General features: G+C 71.0%; 23 protein-coding genes. 1 reads left to right on the forward strand and 22 read right to left on the reverse strand.

Annotated features, from left to right (window positions below; all coding sequences use genetic code 11):
• Positions 1-9: 9 nt before the first annotated feature.
• The 19 genes from MRBLMI1x_RS11755 to pyrR form a co-directional block, all read right to left on the reverse strand.
• Entirely contained in the window at positions 10-1,365 is a 1,356-nt protein-coding gene (locus MRBLMI1x_RS11755) for an RsmB/NOP family class I SAM-dependent RNA methyltransferase (RefSeq protein ID WP_363458930.1), read from the reverse strand.
• On the reverse strand, positions 1,362-2,294 hold the full coding sequence (gene fmt / locus MRBLMI1x_RS11760) for a methionyl-tRNA formyltransferase (RefSeq protein ID WP_363458932.1): 933 nt from the start codon (positions 2,292-2,294) through the stop codon (positions 1,362-1,364). The genes MRBLMI1x_RS11755 and fmt overlap by 4 nt, the downstream gene beginning before the upstream one ends.
• A 10-nt stretch (positions 2,295-2,304) precedes the next feature.
• On the reverse strand, positions 2,305-4,254 hold the full coding sequence (locus tag MRBLMI1x_RS11765; protein ID WP_363458934.1) for a primosomal protein N': 1,950 nt from the start codon (positions 4,252-4,254) through the stop codon (positions 2,305-2,307).
• Between the two features lie 5 nt (positions 4,255-4,259).
• Positions 4,260-5,453 carry a methionine adenosyltransferase gene (metK, locus tag MRBLMI1x_RS11770; protein WP_018186759.1) on the reverse strand — a complete coding sequence of 398 codons (1,194 nt, stop codon included), beginning with the start codon at positions 5,451-5,453 and terminating at the stop codon, positions 4,260-4,262.
• Between the two features lie 116 nt (positions 5,454-5,569).
• Positions 5,570-5,824, reverse strand: a complete 255-nt coding sequence (rpoZ, locus tag MRBLMI1x_RS11775; protein WP_018186758.1) for a DNA-directed RNA polymerase subunit omega — start codon at positions 5,822-5,824, stop codon at positions 5,570-5,572.
• Positions 5,825-5,935: 111 nt separating this feature from the next.
• Positions 5,936-6,517, reverse strand: coding sequence for a CoA-binding protein (locus tag MRBLMI1x_RS11780; RefSeq protein ID WP_018186757.1), 582 nt, complete (start codon positions 6,515-6,517; stop codon positions 5,936-5,938).
• Positions 6,514-7,851 carry an O-acetylhomoserine aminocarboxypropyltransferase/cysteine synthase family protein gene (locus MRBLMI1x_RS11785; protein ID WP_311856730.1) on the reverse strand — a complete coding sequence of 446 codons (1,338 nt, stop codon included), beginning with the start codon at positions 7,849-7,851 and terminating at the stop codon, positions 6,514-6,516. Before MRBLMI1x_RS11785 ends, MRBLMI1x_RS11780 begins: the two co-directional genes overlap by 4 nt.
• A gap of 30 nt (positions 7,852-7,881) precedes the next feature.
• Positions 7,882-9,897, reverse strand: coding sequence for an acetate--CoA ligase (gene acs / locus MRBLMI1x_RS11790; RefSeq protein WP_363458938.1), 2,016 nt, complete (start codon positions 9,895-9,897; stop codon positions 7,882-7,884).
• A complete protein-coding gene (locus MRBLMI1x_RS11795; RefSeq protein WP_363458940.1) occupies positions 9,894-10,718 on the reverse strand; it encodes an ABC transporter permease in 825 nt (274 codons plus the stop codon). The genes acs and MRBLMI1x_RS11795 overlap by 4 nt, the downstream gene beginning before the upstream one ends.
• 2 nt (positions 10,719-10,720) lie before the next feature.
• A complete protein-coding gene (locus MRBLMI1x_RS11800; protein ID WP_363458942.1) occupies positions 10,721-11,749 on the reverse strand; it encodes an aliphatic sulfonate ABC transporter substrate-binding protein in 1,029 nt (342 codons plus the stop codon).
• Positions 11,746-12,585 (reverse strand): ABC transporter ATP-binding protein, encoded by an 840-nt coding sequence (locus MRBLMI1x_RS11805; protein ID WP_018186752.1) that lies wholly within the window; start codon positions 12,583-12,585, stop codon positions 11,746-11,748. Before MRBLMI1x_RS11805 ends, MRBLMI1x_RS11800 begins: the two co-directional genes overlap by 4 nt.
• Before the next feature lie 88 nt (positions 12,586-12,673).
• Positions 12,674-13,570: a guanylate kinase gene (gene gmk, locus MRBLMI1x_RS11810; RefSeq protein WP_018186751.1), complete on the reverse strand. Its 897-nt coding sequence runs from the start codon at positions 13,568-13,570 to the stop codon at positions 12,674-12,676.
• Positions 13,563-14,426 carry an orotidine-5'-phosphate decarboxylase gene (pyrF, locus tag MRBLMI1x_RS11815; protein WP_018186750.1) on the reverse strand — a complete coding sequence of 288 codons (864 nt, stop codon included), beginning with the start codon at positions 14,424-14,426 and terminating at the stop codon, positions 13,563-13,565. The genes gmk and pyrF overlap by 8 nt, the downstream gene beginning before the upstream one ends.
• Complete coding sequence (gene carB, locus MRBLMI1x_RS11820) at positions 14,423-17,710, reverse strand: carbamoyl-phosphate synthase large subunit (RefSeq protein WP_363458945.1); 3,288 nt, start codon at positions 17,708-17,710, stop codon at positions 14,423-14,425. Before carB ends, pyrF begins: the two co-directional genes overlap by 4 nt.
• Positions 17,703-18,863, reverse strand: coding sequence for a glutamine-hydrolyzing carbamoyl-phosphate synthase small subunit (carA, locus tag MRBLMI1x_RS11825; protein WP_363458947.1), 1,161 nt, complete (start codon positions 18,861-18,863; stop codon positions 17,703-17,705). The genes carB and carA overlap by 8 nt, the downstream gene beginning before the upstream one ends.
• Entirely contained in the window at positions 18,860-19,393 is a 534-nt protein-coding gene (locus MRBLMI1x_RS11830) for a hypothetical protein (protein WP_018186747.1), read from the reverse strand. The genes carA and MRBLMI1x_RS11830 overlap by 4 nt, the downstream gene beginning before the upstream one ends.
• Positions 19,390-20,694 carry a dihydroorotase gene (locus MRBLMI1x_RS11835; RefSeq protein WP_018186746.1) on the reverse strand — a complete coding sequence of 435 codons (1,305 nt, stop codon included), beginning with the start codon at positions 20,692-20,694 and terminating at the stop codon, positions 19,390-19,392. The genes MRBLMI1x_RS11830 and MRBLMI1x_RS11835 overlap by 4 nt, the downstream gene beginning before the upstream one ends.
• Positions 20,691-21,662, reverse strand: coding sequence for an aspartate carbamoyltransferase catalytic subunit (locus MRBLMI1x_RS11840; protein WP_018186745.1), 972 nt, complete (start codon positions 21,660-21,662; stop codon positions 20,691-20,693). Before MRBLMI1x_RS11840 ends, MRBLMI1x_RS11835 begins: the two co-directional genes overlap by 4 nt.
• Complete coding sequence (pyrR, locus tag MRBLMI1x_RS11845; protein ID WP_311856719.1) at positions 21,659-22,189, reverse strand: bifunctional pyr operon transcriptional regulator/uracil phosphoribosyltransferase PyrR; 531 nt, start codon at positions 22,187-22,189, stop codon at positions 21,659-21,661. The genes MRBLMI1x_RS11840 and pyrR overlap by 4 nt, the downstream gene beginning before the upstream one ends.
• A 286-nt stretch (positions 22,190-22,475) precedes the next feature.
• Between pyrR and MRBLMI1x_RS11850 the strand changes: the two genes are divergently transcribed.
• Positions 22,476-23,291: a type IV toxin-antitoxin system AbiEi family antitoxin domain-containing protein gene (locus tag MRBLMI1x_RS11850; protein WP_363458951.1), complete on the forward strand. Its 816-nt coding sequence runs from the start codon at positions 22,476-22,478 to the stop codon at positions 23,289-23,291.
• A 101-nt stretch (positions 23,292-23,392) separates the two neighbouring features.
• Here MRBLMI1x_RS11850 and nusB read toward each other — a convergent pair whose 3' ends face one another.
• The 3 genes from nusB to aroQ form a co-directional block, all read right to left on the reverse strand.
• Positions 23,393-23,800 (reverse strand): transcription antitermination factor NusB, encoded by a 408-nt coding sequence (gene nusB, locus MRBLMI1x_RS11855; RefSeq protein WP_018186743.1) that lies wholly within the window; start codon positions 23,798-23,800, stop codon positions 23,393-23,395.
• 7 nt (positions 23,801-23,807) lie between these two features.
• On the reverse strand, positions 23,808-24,368 hold the full coding sequence (gene efp, locus MRBLMI1x_RS11860) for an elongation factor P (protein ID WP_018186742.1): 561 nt from the start codon (positions 24,366-24,368) through the stop codon (positions 23,808-23,810).
• A gap of 90 nt (positions 24,369-24,458) precedes the next feature.
• Positions 24,459-24,905, reverse strand: coding sequence for a type II 3-dehydroquinate dehydratase (gene aroQ / locus MRBLMI1x_RS11865; protein WP_018186741.1), 447 nt, complete (start codon positions 24,903-24,905; stop codon positions 24,459-24,461).
• Between the last annotated feature and the right edge of the window lie 5 nt (positions 24,906-24,910).

Raw genomic sequence — 24,910 nt, forward strand, 5'->3', positions numbered from 1 at the left:
GGTGCCCGGTCAGTTCTTGCGGAGCAGCCAGATCGACATCGCGTCGGTGCCGTGACGGTGGGGCCACAGCTGGGCGCGGCCCGATCCATCCGACGGCTCCGCGAGATCGATATCCCCGCCGGCGACCTGCCGGAGCACCTCGCGCGCGTCGAGCTGGGTGAGAGCGTCACCGAACCGACGTTCGACCTCTGCCACGACACCCGCGGTCTCGGCGAGGTGGGGTGAGCACGTCACGTAGGCGACGACGCCGCCGGGAGCAAGCGCGTCGACCGCCGCGATGAGGAGTTCGGTCTGCAGCTGCGTGAGTTCGGGGACGTCCGCCGGGGCCTTCCGCCACCGCGCCTCGGGCCGGCGTCGGAGGGCGCCGAGGCCGGTGCAGGGGGCGTCGACGAGGATCCGGTCGTAGACCCCGCGGCCCGCGCGGGTGCGGCCGTCCTCCTCCGACACGGGCACGTCGAGAGGGACGGCGGCGACCGACTGCCGGACGAGGCGGGCCCGCGCAGGTGACACTTCGTTCGCCTCGACGATCGCGCCGCCGGTGGCGCCCTCGGCAGCCAGCACGGCGGTCTTGCCGCCGGGCGCGGCGCAGAGGTCCAGCCACCGCTCCCCCGCGCGGATCGGCACCGCACGCGACAGGGCGAGGGCCGCAAGCTGCGACCCTTCGTCCTGTACGCGGACAGCGCCCCCCGACCCGCGGACGATCCGGTCCGGGTCACCACCGGCGAGGCGGAATCCGATCGGGGAGAACGGGGTGCGCTCCGCGTCCTCCGGGATCGACCCGACGCCCGGCAGGGCGGTGAGGGTCACGGTGGGTGCGGCGTTGTCGGCGGCGAGGAGGTCGAGGAGCTCGTCGCCGCGTCCCTCGACGGAGAGTGCGCGACGGAAGGCGCGGATGATCCAGACGGGGTGCGCGAACCGGACGGCCAGGCGCTCGTCGTCGGAGCGGGCGGCATCCTCGATGCGGGTCAGCCACTCCTCCTCGTCCCGTTCCGACACACGGCGGAGGACGGCGTTGGCGAACCCCGTCGCGCGGCGGCCCGCCACACGACCGACGAGGTCGACCGTCTCGTGGACGGCGGCGTGAGCGGGGACGCGGGTCGCGAGGAGCTGGTGCGTGCCGAGTCGAAGGGCGTCGAGGACGGGCGCGTCGATCCCCGAGACAGGGCGCGACGCCGCCATCTCGATGATGGCGTCGTAGGTCCCGACGCGGCGGAGGGTGCCGTAGGTCAGCTCGGTGGCGAGGGCGGCATCCGCCGTCGACAGCCGGGCGCGCTCGAGTTCGCGCGGCAGGAGGAGGTTCGCGTAGGCGTCGTCCTCGCCGACGGCGCGGATGACCGCGTACGCGACGTCGCGGGCGGCGCTCACGAGACCGCTCCAGGGAGATCGATCCGAGGATCATCGACGCGGAGCCCGCGCCACCAGTCGGCCGCGTTCATCGCACCCTTTCCGGCGGGTTGGACCGTCCGGAGAAGGACGGTTCCCTCCCCCGTGCCCGCGACAACGTCACGGCCGACGAGCGCGACCTGACCGGCCTCGAGATCGGCGTCGGGACCGCGGAGGGCGGCGAGCACCTTCACCCGCTGACCGTCGAGCGACACGTGGGCACCGGGCTCGGGCGTCGTCCCGCGGAAGCGGTCGATCACCCGGTCAGCGGGTTCGGCCAGATCGAGGGCGCCGTCGGCCTGTGTGAGCTTCGGCGCGAGGGTGGGTTCGCCGTGCTGGGGCGTCGTGACCGCCGAGCCGTCGGCGATCGCATCCACGACTCCCGAGACGAGTTCCGCGCCGGACGCGGCCAGGTCCGTGAGCACGTCGCCCGCCGTGGCACCGCGCGGGACGTCGTAGCGGAGCTCGGCGAAGACGTCCCCGGCGTCGAGGGCGGCGACGAGTTGGAACACGGCGGCGCCCGTCACACGGTCGCCGGCGATGAGCGCGTGCTGCACGGGCGCCGCGCCGCGCCAGCGCGGGAGGAGGGAGAAATGCAGGTTGATCCAGCCGTGCGGCGGCATCGATAGGAGCGGTTCGCGCACCAGTCCGCCGTAGGCGACGATGACACCCAGGTCCGCGCCGAGCGCGGCGATCTCGGCCGTCGCGGCGTCGTCGAGGCGGTCCGCCTTGACGATCGGGAGCCCGAGCTGCTCCGCCGCCACCGCGACCGGCGAGGGCGTCAGGACGCGCTTGCGTCCGATCGGAGCATCGCGTCGCGTGACGACGCCGACGACCTCATGGGACGAGGCCGCGAGGGCGCGGAGGGACGGGACGGCCGGTTCGGGGGTTCCGGCGAAAACGACGCGCATGCAGGGGTCCTCACAGATCGAGCTCGGGCACATCGAGCCGAACCCTGAGTGTAGTCCGGGGTCCAGGACCCCGGCGGCGACCCCGGACCGCATCAGCGACGACGGATGCCCGCAGCTGCTCGGCGACGGCGCGGCCGTGCGCGTAGTCCACCCGGACGAGGGCGCGCGCGCCGTCGTCGGTGGGCACGGGGCCGAGCACCGACAGCGGTGCGAGGTCGGGAACCGCCTCGCGCAGCTCGGCGAGGGCGCGGTCGACGGATGCCGCGGCCCCCTCGACGGCGGCGACCCGGACGGTCGGGGGCATCAGCAGTGGCGCCCGGTCCGCGAGCTCGGCACGTGCGTATGCGGCGTGGGTCCACGTCGCGAGGGCACGGGCGACGGGACCGGTGACGCCGACGAGATGGACCGGCGAGCCGGGAGCCGCCAGCGCGGCGGCGTTCGACCACCACCGCAGGCACGATTCGCCGATCCGCAACTGCTCGGCCATGAGCATCTTGTCGCCGTCGAGGAGGATGACCGCACGGTAGCCGCCCTCCGCCGCGGGCTCCGCTCCGCGCGTAGCGATCACGAGGGCCGGTCGGCCGTCGACCGATGCAACGGGGTGATCGCCGTCGGCGACGATGACGCGGATGCCGGGGAACGCCCGACCGAGTTCGTCCGCCGTACGTTCACTCCCCGATGACGCCATCCGGAAGCGCGTCCCGGCGCAGTTGGCGCACGTCCAGTTCGGCGCCGACCGGCCGCACCATCCGCAGTCGGGAGTCGCACCGGGGCGGCGCGCACGGAGCGGGCCGGAGCAGTGCCGGCACCGGGCGGGCGTTCGGCACTCCGCGCAGACGAGGACGGGTGAGTAGCCCGGCCGGGCGACCTGGACCAGCACCGGGCCGTGCTGCAAGGCCTCTCGCGCCGCACCGAAGGCGGCCGAGGGGACGCGGGCACCGCGGTACTCGGCCTCGTGCGTCGCGGACAGGACGACCCTCGGACTGACCCGTCGCGACGCGGGGATCTCACGCACCCACCCGAGCTGGACGAGACGCTCGACATCGGTGGTGCGGGTGTGGCCCGCGAAGACGAGCGCGGAGTGCTCCTCCTCCTGACGGACGAGCGCGGCATCCCGTGCGTGGACTCCCGGACTGAGCGGCTCGGCGAGAAGCGTGTCGCCGTCGTCCCAGACGAAGACGGCGCCGACATCGTGAGCGGGCGCGTACACGGTGGACCTGTTCCCGACGACGATGCAGGGCGTGGGACTCAGCATCCGCAGGTACGTCGCGTACCGCTCCGGGCCCGAGCGTCGGGCGTCGTCGCGGACAACCGCCTCGCCCGGGACGAGGGTCGTGAGGGCGTCGAGGAGCTGCGTCTGGTCACGGTGATCGGGGACGACGAGCAGCGCGCTCCGACCGCTGTCCAGGACGAGCGCGGCGAGGCTCGCCAGCAGGTCCGCCCACGCACCGCGGAGAGCTCTGGGAGTCGGATGCGGCGGGGCGTCGATCGCGACCCGCTCCCCGTTCAGGACGGCGTCGGCGAGCCCCGGATAGGGTGATGCGAGCTCGTGCGCGCGGGTCACGGCATCCGGATCCACCTGCGGAGCTTCGGGCGGATCGGCGGCGAGCCAGGCCTTCTCGGCACGCACCATCCGCTTCGGCACCGCAAGGCGCAGGATGTCGCTCGCAGAGCCCGCGGCACGGTCGGCGACGCGCCGTGCCAGCGCGTAGAGGGATGCCGGAAGCACCGGTACCGGAGAGACGACGGATGCCACCTCGGACAGCGGCCGCCCGCCGGGCTCGACCTCGGCCCGCTCGATGACCCAGCCCTCGATCATCCGGCCGGCGCTCCGCAACGGCACCTTCACCCGCACACCCGGTTGCGCGTCGGCGTCCAGGGCGCCCGGCACGGCGTAGTCGAAGAGCCGGTCGAGTTGAGGGAGCGGCGAATCGAGGAGGATCCGCGCGACGGCGATCACGGGCGTCAGAGCCCGGCGGCGGCCCGCAACGCGTCGACGCGGTCGGTGCGTTCCCACGTGAACTCGGGCAGTTCCCGCCCGAAGTGTCCGTAGGCGGCGGTCTGCGCGTAGATCGGGCGCAGGAGGTCGAGGTCGTCGATGATCGCCTGCGGCCGGAGATCGAACGATTCGCGGATCGCGGCGGTGATCTTCTCGTCCGAGACGTGGCCCGTTCCGAACGTCTCGACGTACAGCCCCACGGGGGCGGCACGGCCGATCGCGTAGGCGACCTGCACCTCGAGCCGGTCGGCCAAGCCCGCCGCGACGGCGTTCTTCGCGACCCAGCGCATCGCATACGCCGCCGAGCGATCGACCTTGGAGGGGTCCTTGCCGCTGAACGCCCCACCGCCGTGACGCGCGGCCCCACCGTAGGTGTCGATGATGATCTTGCGACCCGTCAGGCCTGCGTCACCCTTGGGACCGCCCACGACGAAGGGGCCCGCCGGGTTGATGACGTAGCGCACGCCCGAGACGTCGAGCCCTGTCTGCGCGAGGACGGGGTCGATGACCTCGGCCTGCACCGCGGCGCGGAGGGCCGGGAGCGAGATGTCGGGGTGGTGCTGGGTGGAGAGGACGACCGTGTCGACGGTCCGCGGCGTCGTGCCGTCGTAACCGAGGGTCACCTGCGTCTTGCCGTCGGGGCGGAGGAACGGCAGCGCGCCGCTGCGACGCGCATCGGTGAGCCGCTCGGCCAGCCGGTGGGCGGTCCAGATCGCGGTCGGCATGTACGAGGGCGTCTCGTTCGTCGCGTAGCCGAACATGATGCCCTGGTCCCCCGCGCCGAGCGCGTCGACGGGGTCGACCGAACCGCCCTCGCGGTGCTCCAGGGCGTTGTCGACGCCCGCGGCGATGTCGCCCGACTGCTCGCCGATCGACACCGTCACACCGCACGAGTCGCCGTCGAAGCCGGTCTCGGAGGAGGTGTACCCGATGCGGTTCACGACGCGACGGACGATCCCCGGGATGTCGACGTAGCCGTCGGTGCGGACTTCACCTGCGACGTGGACGAGGCCCGTCGTGACCAGTGTCTCGACGGCGACGCGGCTGCCGCGGTCGACCGCGAGGAGGGCATCGAGGATGCTGTCGGAGATCTGGTCGCAGATCTTGTCGGGGTGACCTTCGGTCACAGACTCCGACGTGAACAGGCGCAGCGCGCTCATCGGTCCTCCAGAGGGCGGATCGGGGGTGTGGAAACCATCATGCCCGCGGCCCCCGACACGGGGGGCTCGCGGGCATGAGGATGACGCCGTGTGGCGCCGGGGTCATGAGGTCGAGATCACTCGGCCGCGCGGAGGCGCAGCTTGTCCTCGTGGATCTCGTGGAGGGCGATCGTCAGCGGCTTGTCTTCGACGTTGGAGTCGACGAGCGGGCCCACGTTGTCGAAGAGGTTGCCCTCGTGGAGGTCCGAGTAGTAGTCGTTGATCTGACGCGCGCGCTTGGATGCGTAGATCACGAGCTGGTACTTCGAGTCGACCTTGTTGAGGAGTGCGTCGATGGGCGGGTCGATGATGCCCTGGTCACGGTTGGCCATGGTGGTCCTCCAGGATCGGTGAGGAGAGATGTCTGCCGGAACGCGCGCGGACGCGGCGCGGCATCCTCTCAGTCTACAGGTCGCCGCGCGCCTGTGACGCCTGCGCCCGGCTCACCGGCTGAGAAGCTGCCGCTTCGAGCTGAGGACCCCGGTGTCGAAGCCCGCCAGGTGCAGACCACCGTGGAAGCGGGCGTGCTCGATCTTGACGCACCGGTCCATGACGACCGACAGACCCGCGTCGGCGGCGATCTTCGCGGCGCCCTCGTGCCACGAGCCGAGTTGCAGCCAGAGCGTCGAGGCACCGGCATCCACCGCCTCCTGCGCGACGCCGGGCAGGTCGTCGTGCTTGCGGAAGACGTCGACGATGTCGGGGACGACGGGCAGGTCGGCGAGCGACGCGTAGGCGGGCCTCCCGAGGATCTCGCTCGCCCGCGGGTTGACGTAATAGACGTCGTACGGCGAGCTTCCACTCAGGTAGGTGGCGACGAAGTAGCTCGCGCGCGCCGGGTTGTCGGAGGCACCCACGATCGCGATCGTCTTCGCCCGGCGCAGGATCTCGAACCTCTCCTGAGGGCCGGCGGCGGGCCACGTCCGCACATCGTTCGCCGCCGCCGGCGCGCCGGGCAGCGCGCAGGCGACGCCGTCGGCCGGTGCCGGCGGGGTCGGAAGGGCGCAGGCGTTCGGATCGGTCATCGGGAGACTCCTGTCGCGGCGGTGAGGGCCTGATCAAGGTCCCACACGATGTCCTCGGGGTCTTCGAGACCGACCGAGATGCGGATGAGGTCGGCCGGCACCCCGGCGGCGACGAGCTGATCCGCGCTGAGCTGCTGGTGCGTCGTCGAGGCGGGGTGGATGACGAGCGTCCGGGCGTCGCCGATGTTGGCGAGGTGCGAGGCGAGCTGGAGCGCGTCGATGACCGCCTCCCCCGCCCGGCGACCCGCGGCGACGCGGTCGTCCTCGTTCGCGGCATCGTCGCCGGCCTTCACGCCGAACGCGAAGACCGATCCCGGCCCGAGCGGGAGGTACTTCTCGGCCCGTTCGCGGTGGGGGTGATCCGGCAGCCCCGCCCACGTGACGAACGAGACCCGGGGGTCTGAGGCGAGCCACTCGGCGACGATCCGCGCGTTCGCGCCGTGCGCGTCGATCCGCTGCGGCAGGGTCTCGATGCCCTGCAGCAGCAGGAAGGCGGAGTGCGGGCTGAGAGCCGCACCGATGTCGCGGAGCTGCTCGCTCCGGAGCTTGGTCAGGAAGCCGTACTCGCCGAAGTTGTCCCACCACTTGATGCCGCCGTACGAGGCGACCGGCTCGGTCATCTGCGGGAACTTGCCGTTCCCCCAGTCGAACGTCCCCTTCTCGATCACGACGCCGCCGAGGGTCGTGCCGTGTCCGCCGAGGAACTTGGTCACGGAGTGGATGACGATGTCCGCGCCGTGTTCGAGCGGGCGCGCGAGGTAGGGGGTCGCGAGCGTCGAGTCGACGACGAGGGGGATGCCGGCCGCGTGTGCGACCTCGGCGAGGCCCTCGATGTCGGCGATCTCCCCCGACGGGTTGCCGATCGTCTCGACGTAGAGCACCTTCGTCTCGGGGCGGATCGCCGCAGCGTAGTCCGCCGGGTCGCTCGAGGCGACGAACGTCGTGTCGACCCCGAAACGGCGGAGCGTCACGTCGAGCTGGGTGACGGTGCCGCCATAGAGCTGCGCCGAGGCGACGACGTGGTCGCCGACACCGACGAGCGCGGCGAAGGTGATGAACTCGGCGCTCATCCCGGAGGCGGTCGCCACTGCGCCGATGCCGCCCTCGAGGGACGCGAGGCGCTCCTCGAGTGCAGCGACCGTCGGGTTGCCGATGCGCGAGTAGATGTTGCCGTACTTCTGCAGCGCGAACAGGTTCGCGGCATCCGTCGCGTCGTCGAAGACGAAGGAGGAGGTCTGGTAGATCGGCACGGCGCGGGCGCCGGTCGCGGCATCCGGGGTGCCGCCGGCATGGAGTGCGCGCGTGCGGAAGCCGAAGCGGTGTTCGTCAGTCATGTTCTCTCTCTGGCGGGTGGATGCCGCAGGTCACGCCGCGGCCAGCGCGGCGGCGATGCGGTCGACGGCGTCGGGGTTCTGCAGCGACGTGGTGTCGCCGAGCGGTGCGGGTTCACGTCCGGCGCGGCGGTCCTGCTCGGCCTCCCACAGCTGGGCGAGGAGGCGGCGGAGGATCTTGCCGGAGCGGGTCTTGGGGAGGTCGGGGACGACGACCACATGACGGGGCTTGGCGACCGGGCCGATCTCGCGGGCGACGTGCGCGCGGAGGGCAGCGGCATCCGGCTGCCCCGCCCCGGACGGGACGACGAACGCGGCGACGGCGTGACCGGTGATCGGGTCGACGACGCCGGTGGTTCCGGCCTCTCCGACGGAGGCGTGCGCGACGAGCGCCGATTCGATCTCGATCGTCGACAGCCGGTGGCCCGAGACGTTCACGACGTCGTCGAGGCGGCCGAGGATCCAGATGTGGCCGTCGGCGTCGCGGGTCGCGCCGTCGCCGGCGACGTAGTACCCGCCGTGCTCGCCGTGGCCGGCATAGGTCGACCAGTAGGAGTCGCGATAGCGTTCGGGGTTCCCCCAGACGGTCCGCGCCATCCCGGGCCAGGGACGACGGACGACGAGGGTGCCCGATCGGCCCGGCTCGACCTCGCGACCGTCCGGGTCGACCACCGCGGCGTCGATCCCCGGGAGCGGCACGCTCGCCGAGCCCGGCTTCAGCGTCGTGACCCCCGGGAGCGGGGCGATCATGGCGGCGCCGGTCTCGGACTGCCACCACGTGTCGACCACGGGGACCTCGTCGCGTCCGAAGGCGCGGCGAAACCACGCCCACGCGGCGGGGTTGATCGCCTCGCCGACGGTGCCGAGGAGGCGGATGCTCGACAGGTCGTGGACCTCGGGGAGGTCGTCGCCGAACCAGGTCATGAAGGTGCGGATGAGGGTGGGCGCCGTGTAGTACACCGTCACGCCGTACCGCTCGATGATCTCGAGGTGGCGCTCCCGGTGAGGTGCGTCGGGGGTGCCCTCGTAGATGACCTGCGTGAGGCCGTTCGACAGCGGCCCGTAGATCTCGTAGGTGTGGGCCGTCACCCACGCGAGGTCGGCGGTGCACCAGTGGACGTCGTCGGGCTTCGCGTCGAAGTGCGCCCAGTGGGCCCAGCTCGCGTGCGCGAGGTACCCGCCCGTGGTGTGGACGAGGCCCTTCGGCTTTCCGGTCGTGCCCGACGTGTAGATGATGAAGAGCGGATGCTCCGCATCGAACGGCGTCGCCTCGTGGACCGGCGACGCCGTGTCGACGACGTCGTGCCACCAGACGTCGCGGCCGGGCGTCCAGGGCACGTCGCTGCCGGTGCGTCGGACGACGAGCACGTGCTCGAGCGCGGGCAGGCCTGCGGCGGCGGTGTCGGCGGCGGACTTGACCTCGACCGCTCCCCCGCGTCGGAACTGACCGTCGCTCGTCACCAGCAGCTTCGCGCCGGTGTCCTCGAGGCGGAACCGGACGGCCTCGGCCGAGAACCCGCCGAACACGAGCGAGTGCACCGCGCCGATGCGGGCGCAGGCGAGCGCGATGACGACGGTCTCGACGAGGACCGGCAGGTAGACGACGACGCGGTCGCCGGGCTGGATGCCGAGGGCGATGAGCGCGTTCGCGGCCTGCGACACCCGGCGCCGGAGGTCGGCGTAGGTGACCGCGGTGCGGTCGCCCGGCTCGCCTTCGAAGTACAGGGCCACCTTCTCGCCGCGCCCGGCCTCGACGTGACGGTCGACGCAGTTCGCCGCGACGTTCAGGGTGCCGCCGTCGAACCATCGGGCGACAGGGATCGACAGCTCGCCTTCCGCGGAACGGACGGGAGGGCGCCAGTCGAGGGCGGTGTGCCACGGCGTCTGCCAGTCGAGCCGCCGGGCGGCGTCCTCCCAGAACGCGATCGGGTCGGCCGCGGCATCCGCGTACGCACCCTGTGACACGTTCGCCTGCGCGGCGAAGGCCGACGGGGCAGGGTACGCGCGCGTCTCGACGAGGCGGAGCTCCTCGGCTGAGTGACCCGTCATGCCCATCTCCTCAGCAGACGGCGCTGCAGCAGGGTCACGAGCGCGTTCGACAGGGTCCCCAGTGCCGCCAGGATGACGATCGCGAGGAAGATGCGATCCACGCGGCCGGTGCTCTGCGCGTCGGTGAGGAGGAACCCGAGTCCCATCGACGCCGCGAGGAGTTCGGCGGCGACCAGGAAGAGCCAGGCCTGTGCGAGCGCGAGGCGCAGCCCCGAGATCAGGGCAGGAACGGTCGCGGGGAGCTGGACCGACCGGAACAGATCCCAGCCGCGGAGGCCGAAGGAGCGTCCCATCTCGACGAGGTGCGGATCGACGTGCCGCAGAGCGCCCGCAACCGTCGTGAACATCGGGAAGAACGCGCCGATGGCCACGAGAGTGACCTTCGAGTCCTCGCCGATCCCCATCCAAAGCAGGAGGAGCGGAACGAGCGCAAGGGAGGGGATCGCGCGGAAAGCGGCAAGGATCGGGCTCAGCAGCACGTCGCCGGAGCGCGTCAGCCCAACGATGGCCGCAACCGCCAGTCCGACGAGCGATCCGAACACGAACCCGAGAACGACGCGCTGCACCGAGATCGCGACGTGGGTCCACAGCGCGCCGCCCTCGGCGAGCTGGATCGCCGCGACCACGACGTCGAACGGAGCCGGGAGCCGGTAGGTCGGGATGAGACCCAAGCCCGTCACCGCCTGCCAGAGCGCGAGGACGGCGAGGGGGACGACGAGACCTCCGATGATGCGGACACTCGTCCGGGACCAGAACGGCCGCACCGCCGCGACGCCCGAAGGCGCTGCGGCGGTGGCGGTCGTGTCGACGGATGCCGTCATCGTCAGCCCGCCGCCTTCTCGGCGAAGGACGGCTCGATGATCGTGTCAAGTGCCTTGTCGACGGCATCCTGCCCGCCGGTCACGGCGTCGGAGTCGACGAGGACGGGCGCGATCTTCTTCAGGACGGCGAGCTGAGCCTCACCGGGGACGCCGCTGACGTCGAGGTTCGAGCGCTCGCCGATGACGGTCGTCGCGACCTTCGGGTCGATCCCGGCCACCTTCGCGAGCAGCGACGCGGTCTCGTCGGGGTGCGCCAGCGCCCAGGTGCGCGCCTCTTCGTAGGCGTCCACGACGACCTGCGCGACGTCCTTGTGGTCGGTGAGGAAATCCTCGGTCGCGTTGAGGAAGCCGTAGGAGTTGAAGTCGACGTTCCGATAGATGAGCTTGTCGCCGGACTCGACCTCTGCGGCCGCCATGATCGGGTCGAGGCCCGCCCACGCGTCGACGGAGCCGCCGTCGAGGGCGGCGCGCCCGTCCGCGTGCTGCAGGTTCTGCACGTCGACGTCCTTGACGCTCAGTCCCTCGGTCTCGAGCGCCTGCAGGAGGAAGAAGTACGGGTCGGTTCCGCTCGTCGCGGCGACCTTCTTGCCCTTGAGATCGGCGACCGACGTGATGTCGCTGTCGGGGCCGACGACGATGGCCGACCACTCAGGCTGCGAGTACACATCGATGACCCTGATCGGCGAACCGTTCGCCCGAGCGAGGAGCGCGGCCGAACCGGCCGTCGAACCGACGTCGAGGGCGCCGGCGCGGAGGAGTTCGTTCGCCTTGTTCGACCCGGCGGACTGGGTCCACTCGACGTCGACGTCGTCGCCGAGAGCCTTCTCGATGAGCCCCTGGTCCTTCACGACGAGGCTGAGCGGGTTGTAAGTCGCGAAGTCGATCGAGAGGGTGTCGGTCGACCACGATCCGGCGCTCGCGCCATCGGAGGACGAACTCGCGTTCTCACCCGCGAGGCAGCCCGTGGCCATGAGCATCACCACAGCACCCACGGCGAGGGCGGGAACGGTGCGGCGGATGACGGTGCTCATCGGGTCTCCTGAGGGGTTGAGCGGTGGGTGTCGACGCCGAGTCCGTCGAGGAGCTCGGCGCGGAGGTCCGTGAAGCCGCGATCTGCGCGGTCACGGGGACGGATGCCGGGGACCTCGATCACACGCGCGATCGAGGAATCCTCAGAATCGGCATCGATCGCGCGCAGCTGGAGCACGCGATCTGCCAGGTACAGGGCCTCCTCCACGTCGTGCGTCACGAGGACGACAGTCGTGGGTTCGGCGGAATGGATGTCGAGGAGCAGGTCCTGCATGCGGAGCCGCGTGAGCGCGTCGAGTGCTCCGAACGGCTCGTCGAGCAACAGCACCTCGGGACCGCGGGCGAGGGCGCGCGCGAGCGACGCCCGCTGCGCCATGCCGCCCGACACCTCACGCGGCCGGAGTGACGCGGCACCGGTGAGCCCGACGAGCTCGAGCAGCTCCGCGACGCGCGCCGACACATCGGGGCGCGCGGTGCCGCGCGGCATCCCGATCTCGACGTTCTGCGTGAGGGTGCGCCACGGCAGCAGGCGCGGCTCCTGGAAGGCGACGGCAGTGCGCGCGTCGGTGTCGCGGAGCGGCGTGCCGTCGACGGTCACCGACCCGGCGGACGGGGCGTCGAGCCCCGCGAGGAGCCGGAGCAGCGTCGACTTCCCGCATCCCGAGGGCCCCACGACCGCGATGATCTCACCGGGCTCGATGTCGAGATCGACGCCGCGGAGGACGGGCACCGGTCCCGCCGCGCCCGCGAACGTCCGGCGGACACCCGACAGCGACACGGCGCCGCGCGGGGCGGCAGCGCGTCGGACGGCGTCGGAGGCGGTGAGGACAGCGGACATGCCCCCCAGCCTTCCGGAAGGTGCCGGATCGACCGCATCGCGTCGTAACGGTGTGAAACGAAGCAGTGGCGGGAGCCGTCCCCCGGGGTCAGCGTGCGAGTCGGGCGATCTCCGCCGCGGCACGCGCGACGTCGTCGTTCACGACGCGGTAGTCGAACTCGCCCTGCGAGGCGAGCTCGACGCGCGCGGTCTTCAGACGGCGCGCACGCTCCTCCTCGCCCTCGGTCCCCCGCCCGACGAGCCGGTTCACCAGCTCGTCCCAGCTGGGCGGGAGAAGGAAGACCAGCGTCGCGTCAGGAGCGGCGGCGCGCACCTGGCGGGCGCCCTGGAGATCGATCTCGAGGAGGACCGTCCGTCCCTCGGCGAGGGCGGCGTCGATCGGGCGACGCGGCGTGCCGTAGCGGTAGGCGTTGTGCACCGTCGCGTACTCGAGGAGGTCGCCCGCCTCGACCATCCGGTCGAACTCGGCGTCGTCGACGAAGAAGTAGTGCTCGCCTTCGACCTCGCCCGGTCGCGGCGGTCGCGTGGTCGCCGAGACCGACAGCAGGATCTCGGGGTGGTGCTCCTTGATGTGGGCGGCGACCGTCCCCTTCCCCACTGCGGTGGGGCCGGCGAGGACGATCAGACGGCTGCGTGCGTCACGGGCGCGCGGCTCGGGGAGGCGACGGTCGAGGTAGTCCTGCAGCACCTGGCGCTGACGGATGCCGAGGCCCCCGATCTTCTTGACCGGAGCGATCTGCAGATCGGCCAGGATGCGGTCGCGCTTGCCCTCGCCGATCGCGGGGATCGCGGTGAGGAACTCGGTCACGCGCATCGCCGCGGCGGCCGACTGCGGCTCCGCCCACGCGTGGCGCAGCAGGTCCTGCGGGCTGATGACGCGCGTCGACACGTCGCGCTTGAGCGCGGCACGTTCACGGCGCGCGGCGACGGCGCGACGGGACGCGGCGGCGCGGTCGACCTCGGGGGGTGTGCGGGAGTCAGGCATGTCGGGCGTCCTGGAGTTCGGAATTGTGGGTGTCGATGGCGGCGGCGATCCCGTCGGGACCGGCGCCGAGGATGCTGCGGCTGGCGCTGGCGAGGACCTGGGGGGCCAGGGACCCGAAGCGCTCGGAGATGTCGCGAAGGCGGGCACCCTGCGCTCCGAAACCGGGGGCGAGGAGGGACGCGCGGTGCAACGAGGCATCCGTCAGTCCCAGATCGGCGCGCTCCACTGTAGCCCCGACGACGAAGCCGACCGGGCCGAAACGGTCGCCTGCGACCACAGCGGACGAATTCGCCGAACCGGCGCGTTGCGCCACCCAGTCCGCGACCGTCTGACCGCGCTCGGCGTCGACGGTCGTGAGCTCGGCGGACTGCAGGCCGGCGGCCTCGGGGTTGCTCGTCGCGGCGAGGACGTAGACGCCCTTGCCCTCGCGGACGGCGGTCGCGATGGTGCCGCGGAGCGAGTCCGGTCCGAGGTAGGGGCTCACGGTCACGGCATCGGACTCCAGGGGCGATCCCGCTGAGAGCCACGCCTCGGCGTAGCCGTCCATGGTCGTCCCGATGTCGCCGCGCTTGGCGTCGGCGATCACGACGAGGCCCGCCGCGCGGGCCGTCCCGATGACCTCCTCGAGCGCGGCGTACCCGGCGGCCCCGTAGCGCTCGAAGAACGCCACCTGCGGCTTGACCACGCCGACGCGGGTGCGCGCGGCATCCACCACGCGCAGGCCGAAGTCGCGGACACCCGCAGCGGATGCCGGGAGCCCCCACGCGTCGAGGAGCGACGCGTGGGGGTCGATGCCGACGCACAGCGGACCGCGGGCGTCGACCGCCGCGGCCAGCCGCGAACCGAATGAGGTCACACCGACGCCTTCCGGTCGGCGGCGTACTCCTGCAGGCTCCGGACGGCGAAGCCCTCGCGGAGGACCGGCATCGCCGAGACGGCGGCGCCGAGGACGGCCATCGTGGTGAACAGCGCCTTGTCCGCGGCCACCGCGGCGGCGCGGATCTCGTACCCGTCCGCACGGGCGATGCCGCCCGACGGGGTGTTCACGACGATGTCGATCTCACCCGCGTTGATCAGATCGACGACGTTCTGCTCGCCCGAGGCCTGCGTCTCGGAGTACTTGGAGACCACCTTCACCGTGATGCCGTTGCGAGCCAGGATCTCCGCCGTGCCCTCCGTCGCGATGAGGGTGTAGCCGAGCTCCTGCAGCCGGTGCGCCGGCAGGATGACGGCGCGCTTGTCGTCGTCGGCGACCGAGAGGAAGACGGTTCCCGAGGTCGGCATCCCGCCGTAGGCTGCGGCCTGGCTCTTCGCGAACGCCGTCGGGAAGTCGCGGTCGATGCCCATGACCTCACCGGTGGAGCGCATCTCGGGTCCGAGGACCGAGTCGACGGTGCGACCGTCTGCGGTCCGGAACCGCTTGAACGGCAGCACGGCCTCCTTGACGGCGACGGGCGCGTCGAGCGGCACTCGCGAGCCATCCTGCTCGGGAAGGAGCCCTTCCGCGATCAACTCTGCGATCGACGATCCGGCCATGATGCGGCTCGCCGCCTTGGCCATCGGGATGCCGAGAGCCTTCGACACGAACGGCACGGTGCGCGACGCCCGGGGGTTGGCCTCGATGACGTACAGCACGCCCGCCGACACCGCGAACTGGACGTTCAGGAGCCCGCGGACGCCGACGCCCTCGGCGATGGCGAGCGTCGCGATGCGGACGCGATCGATCTCACCGCGCCCGAGCGACATCGGCGGCAGGGTGCACGACGAGTCGCCGGAGTGGATGCCGGCCTCTTCGAGGTGCTCCATGACGCCGCCGATGTAGAGCTGCTCGCCGTCGAAGAGCGCGTCGACGTCGATCTCCACCGCGTCGTCGAGGAAGCGGTCGACGAGAAGCGGGGCGTCGTCGCGGATGATCGCCTGGTCGGCGATGCGTACGAAGTAGTCGCGCAGGCTCTCGGTGTCGTAGACGATCTCCATGCCGCGGCCGCCGAGAACGAAGCTCGGACGCACGAGCACGGGGTAGCCGATCTCTTCCGCGATCGCGATGGCGCCCGCCTCGTCGGTCGCGGTGCCGTGGCGCGGGGCGGTGAGGCCCGCGCGGTCGAGCAGCTGCGAGAAGAGCTCGCGCTCCTCGGCGATGTCGATCGCGGCGGGCTTCGTGCCGAGGATCGTGTAGCCGGCGGCCTCGATCCCCTTCGCGAGTCCGAGCGGCGTTTGACCGCCGAGCTGGCAGACGACGCCGACGATCTCGCCGGACTGCGCCTCCGCGTGGAGCACCTCGAGGACGTCCTCCAGTGTCAGCGGCTCGAAGTACAGCCGGTCGCTGGTGTCGTAGTCGGTCGAGACCGTCTCCGGATTGCAGTTGACCATGATGGTCTCGAAACCGGCATCCGACAGCGCGAACGACGCGTGGACGCACGAGTAGTCGAACTCGACGCCCTGCCCGATGCGGTTGGGACCCGACCCGATGATGACGACCTTGCGTCCTTCACTGGGGGTGACCTCGGTCTCGCGGTCGTACGAGGAGTAGTGGTACGGCGTCAGCGCGGGGAACTCCCCCGCGCACGTGTCGACCGTCTTGTAGACGGGGCGGAGGCCGAAGCCGTGACGGATGCCGCGCACGTCCGCCTCGCCGAGGCCGCGGAGCTCCGCGATCTGCGCGTCGCTGAAGCCGTGGTCCTTCGCGAGGCGCAGGACGTCCTCGGTCAGATCGTCCGCCTCGCGGATGTACTCGGCGACCTCGTTGATGAGGATCATCTGGTCGAGGAACCAGGGGTCGATCGCGGTGGCGTCGAACGCCTGCTCGAGCGTGGCGCCCTTGCGGAGCGCCTGCTGCAACACGACGATGCGGCCGTCGGTGGGCGTCTTCGAGATCTCGAGGAGCTCCTCCATCGAGCGCTCCTCGGGCCCCCAATGGAAGCTGGAGCCGCGCTTCTCGAGCGAGCGGAGCGCCTTCTGGAGGGCGGTCGTGTAATTGCGGCCGATCGCCATGGCCTCACCGACCGACTTCATGGTGGTCGTGAGCGTCGTGTCGGCGGCGGGGAACTTCTCGAAGTTGAAGCGGGGCACCTTCACCACGACGTAGTCGAGTGTCGGCTCGAAGCTCGCCGGCGTCGCCTTCGTGATGTCGTTGGGCACCTCGTCGAGCCGGTACCCGATGGCGAGCTTCGCGGCGAGCTTCGCAATCGGGAAACCGGTCGCCTTCGAGGCGAGGGCCGACGAGCGCGAGACGCGCGGGTTCATCTCGATGACGATGATGCGGCCGGTCGCCGGGTCGACGGCGAACTGGATGTTGCAGCCACCGGTGTCGACGCCGACGGCGCGGATGATGTCGATGCCGATGTCACGGAGCTTCTGGTACTCGCGGTCCGTCAGGGTCAGCGCCGGCGCGACCGTGATCGAATCGCCCGTGTGCACGCCGACGGGGTCGACGTTCTCGATGGAGCAGACGACGACCGTGTTGTCGGCCGTGTCGCGCATGAGCTCGAGCTCGTACTCCTTCCACCCGAGGATCGACTCCTCGAGCAGCACCTCGGTCGTGGGAGAGTCGCGCAGACCCGCTCCGCCGATGCGGCGGAGATCGTTCTCGTCGTACGCGAAACCGGATCCGAGGCCGCCCATCGTGAACGAGGGGCGGACGACGAGCGGGTAGCCGAGCTCCGCCGCGCCGGCGAGGAGGTCGTCCATCGTGTGCGCGATGACACTGCGGGCGACGTCGGCGCCGCACTCGAGCACCAGCTCCTTGAAGACCTGGCGGTCCTCGCCCTTGCGGATGGCCTCGACCTTCGCGCCGATCAGCTCGACGCCGTACTTGTCGAGGATGCCGCGGTCGTGAAGCGCCATGGCGGCGTTCAGCGCGGTCTGGCCGCCGAGGGTCGGGAGGATCGCGTCGGGCTTCTCCTTCGCGATGATCGTCTCGATCACCTCGGGGGTGATCGGCTCGACGTAGGTCGCGTCGGCGAAGTCGGGGTCGGTCATGATCGTGGCGGGGTTCGAGTTCACGAGGATGACGCGCACGCCCTCCTCGCGGAGGACCCGGCACGCCTGAGTGCCGGAATAGTCGAACTCGCAGGCCTGACCGATGACGATCGGGCCGGATCCGATGACGAGGACGCTCTGGATGTCGTCGCGCTTAGGCATTCTTCGTCTCCTGGGTGGCGACCACGAGGTCGCGGAAGCGGTCGAACAGGTAGTTGGCGTCGTGCGGGCCGGCGGCGGCCTCGGGGTGGTACTGCACGCTGAACGCCGGGAGGTCGAGGGCGCGGAGCCCCTCGACCACGTTGTCGTTGAGGCCCACGTGGCTGACCTGGACGCGGCCGTAGCCGTGGGGGCTGTCGATGACGCCCTCGAGGGGCGCGTCGACGGCGAACCCGTGATTGTGCGCGGTGATCTCGACCCGGCCCGTGGTCTTGTCGAGGACCGGCTGGTTGATGCCGCGGTGTCCGAACGGCAGCTTGTAGGTACCGAACCCGAGGGCCCGACCGAACAGCTGGTTGCCGAAACAGATCCCGAAGAACGGCAGGCGGGCGTCGAGGACCTCGCGCAGGAGCGCGACGTGACGATCGGATGCCGCGGGGTCCCCCGGTCCGTTCGAGTAGAAGACCGCGACGGGGTCGACCGCCTGGATGTCGGCGAACGAGATCGTCTGCGGCAGGACGTGGACCTCGAACCCGCGGGCGGCGAGGTTGTTCACGGTGGCCTGCTTGACGCCGAGGTCGAGGATCGCGAGGTTGCCGATCTTCTCCCCCACCGCGGGAGTCACCTCGGCGGCGGGCACCGAGACGTCGGCGGACAGGTTCTGTCCGCTCATCTCGGGAGCCTCGCGCACGATGCGCAGCTGCTCGTCATCGGTCAGGGATGCGGCATCCCCCGAGAAGACGCCGCCGCGCATGGACCCGGCCGAGCGGAGCACGCGGGTCACGGCACGCGTGTCGACGCCGCTGATGCCGACGATGCCGTCGCGGACCAGGGCGTCCTCGAGCGAGTGGTCGGCGCGCCAGTTCGACACGATGCGCGAGGGGTCGCGGACGATGTAGCCGGCGACCCAGATGCGGCGGGACTCGTGGTCCTCGCCGTTCATGCCGGTGTTGCCGATGTGGGGTGCGGTCTGCAGGACGATCTGACCCGCGTACGACGGGTCGGTGATCGTCTCCTGGTACCCGGTCATCGCCGTCGCGAAGACGACTTCGCCGAGGGTGGTGCCGCGGGCACCGTAGGCGTGTCCGGGGTGTCGGGAACCGTCCTCGAGGACGAGGACGGCGGGTTCGGGAGCTTGGAATCTCTGAATGCTCATGCGTCGCTTCCGGGAATCTGCTGGGGAGAGGTGGGAGAAGAGGTGGCGGGGAGGACCCGGCTGATCGCGTCGCTGAGCGATCGTGCCGAGAGATCCTGCGGGCGGAGGTAGCTGTCGACGACCGTGCCCTCGGGGGTGGTCCACGCGAGACGGACGAGGCCGTCGCGCTCGACCACGCGGTCGATGGCGACCGTCGCCTGGTCGACCGCGACGAGGGCGTCCGCGGCGAGGAAGATCCGCGGCTGGCCGGTCAGATCGAGCGCCACGCCGGTGTCGGTGACGGTGACGTCGACGCGGGATCGGAAGGCGAGCCCGCGGATCGCGAGCCGCTCCAGCGGATCGCCGTGACGGGTCGTGGCGACGTACAGGCCCTCCGAACGGAGGCTCGTGACGGCGCCGTCCGGGGCGTCACCGACCGGGGCGGACAGGCCCGCGTCCCGCCTCGATCGTCGTCGCCAGGCGATCAGTCCGACCACGATCAGCAGGACGGCGACCGCCGCCATGACGAGGACGGCGGCCTCGCGGGTCACGAGACGACCTCGGCGACGACCGCGCCATCGGCGACGGTCTGCCGGCCGCGGAAGAACGTCGCCCGGACCTCGCCCGGCAGTTCCCGCCCGAGGTAGGGCGAGTTCACGCTGCCTCCCCGCAGGTCGTCCGTGCTGAACGCGCGGACCGGCGCCGGGTCGTAGAGGGCGAGGGATGCCGGGGATCCGACCGCGATCGGGGTCCCGGCATCCGCGAGCCGGCCGATGCGGGCGGGGGCTGCGGACATGACGCGGACGACGTCGGACCACTCGAGCAGGCCGGTGTCGACCATCGCGGCGTGCACGACGCGGAGGGCGGACTCGAGTCCGACCATCCCGTTGGCAGCCGCCTGCCATTCGCAGGTCTTCGCCTCGGCGGGGTGCGGGGCGTGGTCGGTCGCGACGATGTCGATCGTGCCGTCGGCGAGTCCCTCGCGGACCGCGCGCACGTCCTCGTCCCGCCGCAGCGGCGGGTTCACCTTGAACCGCGGATCGTAGCCGCGCACGAGGTCTTCGGTCAGCAGCAGGTGGTGGGGCGTGACCTCGGCGGTGACGTTGATGCCGCGCTTCTTCGCCCACCGAATGAGGTCGACGGAGCCGGCGGTTGAGAGGTGGCAGACGTGCAGGCGCGATCCGACATGTTCGGCCAGGAGGACATCACGCGCGATGATCGACTCCTCGGCGACGGCCGGCCATCCCGTGAGGCCGAGCTCGGCCGACACAGTGCCCTCGTTCATCTGGGCACCCTCGGTCAGGCGGGGATCCTGCGCGTGCTGCGCGACGACGCCGTCGAAGGACTTCACGTACTCCAGCGCCCGGCGCATGATGAGCGGGTCGAAGACGCAGAAGCCGTCGTCGCTGAAGACGCGGACCCGTGCTCGCGACGAGGCCATCGCACCGAGCTCGGCGAGTCGCTCGCCCTTCTGCCCGACGGTCACGGCGCCGATCGGCTGGACGTGGGCGTAGCCGGCGGCCTCGCCCAGGGCGAGCTCCTGCTCGACGACGCCGGCGGTGTCGGCGACCGGTGAGGTGTTCGGCATGGCGAACACCGTCGTGTAGCCGCCGGCGGCGGCCGCTCGCGACCCCGACAGGATCGTCTCGGATGCCTCGTAGCCGGGCTCGCGCAGGTGGGTGTGCAGGTCGACCAGGCCGGGCAGCGCGATCAGGCCGTCCGCGTCCACCGTCCGTGCGCCGTTCGCGCTGACACCCGTGCCGAGCTCGGCGATGACGCCGTCCGTGATCAGGATGTCCGCGGCGACGCCGCCATCGATCCGCGCCCCGCGGATGAGGATGCTCTCGCTCATCGGGCCTCCTCCTGTGGATGGGTGGTGGGTCGCTCCCCCGCCAGGAGCAGGTAGAGCGCCGCCATGCGGACCGAGACACCGTTCGCGACCTGCTCGAGCACAGTCGATCGTGGCGAATCGGCGGCGTCGGCGGAGATCTCCAGACCCCGGTTCATGGGCCCGGGGTGCATCACAATGCTAGCGGTCGGAAGAGATCCCATCCGCGCGGCATCCAATCCCCAACGGCGTGAATACTCCCGTTCAGTGGGGAAATAGGCGGCGTTCATCCGCTCCAGCTGGATGCGGAGCATCATGACGGCGTCCGGCGCCGAGGCGATCGCCTGGTCGAGGTCGTAGGAGATCGTCACAGGCCAGGCCGAGACGTCCTGCGGGACCAGCGTCGGAGGTGCGACGAGGGTGACCCGCGCGCCGAGCGTCGTGAGCAGCCAGACGTTCGACCGTGCGACGCGCGAGTGCAGGATGTCGCCGACGATCGCGACGTGGAACCCCGCGAGGTCGCGGCCCCTGCTGTCGTCGCCGAAGAAACGCTTGCGGATGGTGAAGGCGTCGAGCAGCGCTTGCGTGGGGTGCTCGTGCGTGCCGTCTCCGGCGTTCAGGACCCCGGCGGAGATCCAACCGCTCGTCGCGAGCGTGTGCGGAGCGCCCGACGCGCCGTGGCGGATCACGACGGCGTCGGCGCCCATCGCCTGCAGGGTCTGCGCCGTGTCCTGGAGGGACTCGCCCTTGGAGACCGAGGACCCCTTGGCAGAGAAGTTGATGACGTCGGCCGAGAGCCGCTTCGCGGCCGCTTCGAAGGAGATGCGCGTGCGCGTCGAGTCCTCGAAGAAGAGGTTGACGACGGTCTTACCGCGCAGCGTCGGCAGCTTCTTCACCTCGCGGGACTGCGTGTCGCGCATGTCCTCGGCGACGTCGAGGATGCGGAGCGCGTCCTCGCGCGCAAGGGTGCGGGTGTCGAGGAGGTGTCTCATGAGGCGATCGTCACCTCTTCGGCACCGTCGACGTCGGTCAGCCGCACGTTGACGCGCTCCTCCCGTGAGCTCGGCAGGTTCTTGCCGACGAAGTCCGGGCGGATGGGCAGTTCGCGGTGACCCCGGTCGACGAGGATCGCGAGACGCACCACGGCGGGCCGTCCGATGTCCTGCAGCGCGTCCAGGGCGGCGCGGATGGAGCGGCCCGAGAACAGGACGTCGTCGACGAGGACCACGGTCTTCGCGTCGATGCCGCCGGGCGGGATCTCGGTCGGGCGCGGCGTCCGCGTGGGATTGCGGTGCAGGTCGTCGCGGTACATCGTGACGTCGAGCGAGCCGACCGGGACGGTCACGCCCGTGAACGAGGCGATGAGCTCGGCGATGCGTTCGGCGAGGGTGACGCCGCGGGTGGGGATCCCGAGGAGCACGAGCCCGTCGGGGCCCTTGTTCGACTCGAGGATCTCGTGAGAGATGCGCGTGAGTGCGCGGGCGATGTCAGCGTCGTGCAAGACGATGCGCGAAGTCATCCGCCGCTCCCTTCTCCGCCTCACAGGACGGTGTTAAAGGTTGCTTGTTCGAGACCACTCTAGCGGGGCCGGGCGGTGAGCCGCGGCATCCGCTCGCCCTGTCCGGCCGTCCTTCCCGCGGACATCCGCCTTCCCGGGGACGGATCGCGGGCCGACCGTCCGCGGGAACCGGTATCTCCGCTCGAGCGCCGGCGCGAGACGTCTCCACAGCCCGAGCGGATGGCCACCCGCCCACAGGGGCGCCCGCGGTCGTGGTGCCGGCCTGGGGGCAAGCCACGCTAAACGCATGGACGTGCGGGAGTGGGTGCGGCGTCACGGCGGAGTGGTGCGGACTGCAGATCTGAGGGATGCCGGCTACTCGCGCCATCGCATCGGTGCCGCAGGACTCGAACGGCCGCGTCGCGGATGGGTCGCCGTGCCCGAGGCGGATCCGCTCCTGCGGAGCGCGGCGCGCGCGGGCGTCGTCCTCACGTGCGTAACGCAGGCGCGACGCCTCGGTCTCTGGAGCGTAAACGACGACGGCAGCCGGGCGCACGTGGGTGCGCCGGCGGCATCCGGTTCGGTCTCAGCCCCTCACGCGCGGGTGCACTGGAGCACCCCCCTGATCGCACGCATCCCGGGGTCCCTCGAGGACCCCGTCGAGAACGTCCTGGCGATCGTGGCCGAGTGCCGCCCGTTCGAGCAGGCGCTCGCCGTCTGGGACTCCGCGTTCCGGCAGGGCCTGGCATCCGGCGAGGTCATGCGGAGGTTCGACCTCCGCCCGGCGGCGCGGCGCGTGCTCGCAGACGCGTGTGCACATCTCGACTCCGGACTCGAGACGTTCGTCTTCGTGCGACTCCGATGGATTCCTGCCGCCGTCCACCCGCAGGTCCACCTGCTCGGCCACCGTGTCGACTTCCTCATCGGCGAGAGGCTCGTGTTGCAGATCGATGGGGGTCATCATGTCGGCGCCCAGCGCGACGCCGACAACACCCATGACGCGTTGCTGACCCTGCACGGCTACACGGTCATCCGGGTCGGCTACGCCGACGTGATGCATCGGTGGCCGGAGGTCCAAGACCGCATCCTGCGCGCCCTGGCGCAGGGGCTGCACCTCTCATGAGGATCAGCGGTTCAGCGGAGATCTGCGTTCCAGCGGACGGCATCGCACGCGATCGTCCTCGGGAGCGCAGATCTCCGCGTGAGCGCAGCCCACGCCCCGGCTCAGGAGCGCGCGATGCGCGCGAGGACGCCGTGGACGAACGAGCCGGAGTCGTCGGTGGAGAATTCCTTGGCGAGCTCCACCGCCTCATCGATCGCGACGGCGGTCGGGACCTGGTCGTTGTGCAGGATCTCCCAGACGCCCATTCGCAGGATCGCGCGGTCGACCGCCGGCATCCGCTCGAGCTTCCAGTCGCGCGCGTGCGTGATGATCTGCTCGTCGATCTCGCTCTGAGCGTCGATGACGCCGTCGACGATCTCGCGGGCGTAGAGCCAGGAGGCTTCGCGGGCGGGTTCGTTCGCCGCGCGCTTCGCCTCTGCGGCGAGCGTGACACCGAGGTCGTCACCGCGGATGTCGGCCTGGTACAGGATGTCGAGGGCGCGCTTTCGCGCCTTGCTCCGTGCGCTCATCGCGCGGTCAGCTCACGCGGCCGAGGTAGTCCCCGGTACGCGTGTCGACCTTGACCTTGGTGCCCTGCTCGACGAACAGCGGGACCTGGATCTCGTAGCCGGTCTCGAGCGTGGCGGGCTTCGTGCCGGCCGACGAGCGGTCGCCCTGCAAGCCCGGCTCGGTGTAGGTGATCTCGAGGACGACGGAGGCCGGCATCTCGACGTAGAGCGGGTTGCCGTTGTTGAGCGCGATCTGGACCTGCTGGTTCTCGAGCAGGTAGTTGGCGGCGTCGCCGACGACGGTGGCCGTCACGCTCAGCTGGTCGTAGTCGGCGACGTCCATGAAGACGTAGCTGTCGCCGTCGTTGTACAGGTAGGTGAAATCGCGGCGGTCGACGTTCTCGATCTCGATCTTGGCGCCCGCGTTGTACGTGCGGTCGACGGTCTTGCCGGAGACGACGTTCTTGAGCTTCGTGCGGACGAAGGCGCCACCCTTGCCGGGCTTCACGTGCTGGAACTCGACGACGTTCCAGAGCTGTCCGTCGATGGACAGGACGACGCCGTTCTTGATGTCTGCAGTGGATGCCATGAGAGTGCGATTTTCCGTTCGGTGAGTTCGGGGCCGATGCGGCCGACGATCGATTCTACGGGATGCCGCGGCATCCGCCCCGGAAAGCGGTCAGCTCGCGAGGGTCGACAGCAGTTCGCGGGTCGCGTCGGCGTACCCGGCGACCCCTCGGCCGGCCACGTGGACGACGGCGACGTCGGCGACGTAGGAGTGGTGCCGGAAGGGCTCGCGCGCCGAAACGTCGGAGATGTGGACCTCGGCGACGGGCAGCGCCACCCCCGAGAGGGCGTCGCGCAGCACGACGGAGGTGTGTGTCAGCCCGCCCGGGTTGATGACGATCCCCGCGCAGTCCGTGCGGGCCGCGTGGATCGCGTCGATGAGGACGCCCTCGTGGTTGCTCTGCACCGCCCGCACCTCGTAGCCGGACTCCGCGGCCGTCCGCTCGACGAGGGCGACGACGTCGTCGAGGGTCGCATGCCCGTAGACGTCGGGTTCCCGGATGCCGAGCAGGTTCAGGTTCGGTCCGTTGACGAGGAGCAGGCGGCGGGAGGTCGACACGTGAC

Source organism: Microbacterium sp. LMI1x-1-1.1 (assembly GCF_040676205.1).
GTDB classification, from domain to species: domain Bacteria; phylum Actinomycetota; class Actinomycetes; order Actinomycetales; family Microbacteriaceae; genus Microbacterium; species Microbacterium aquilitoris.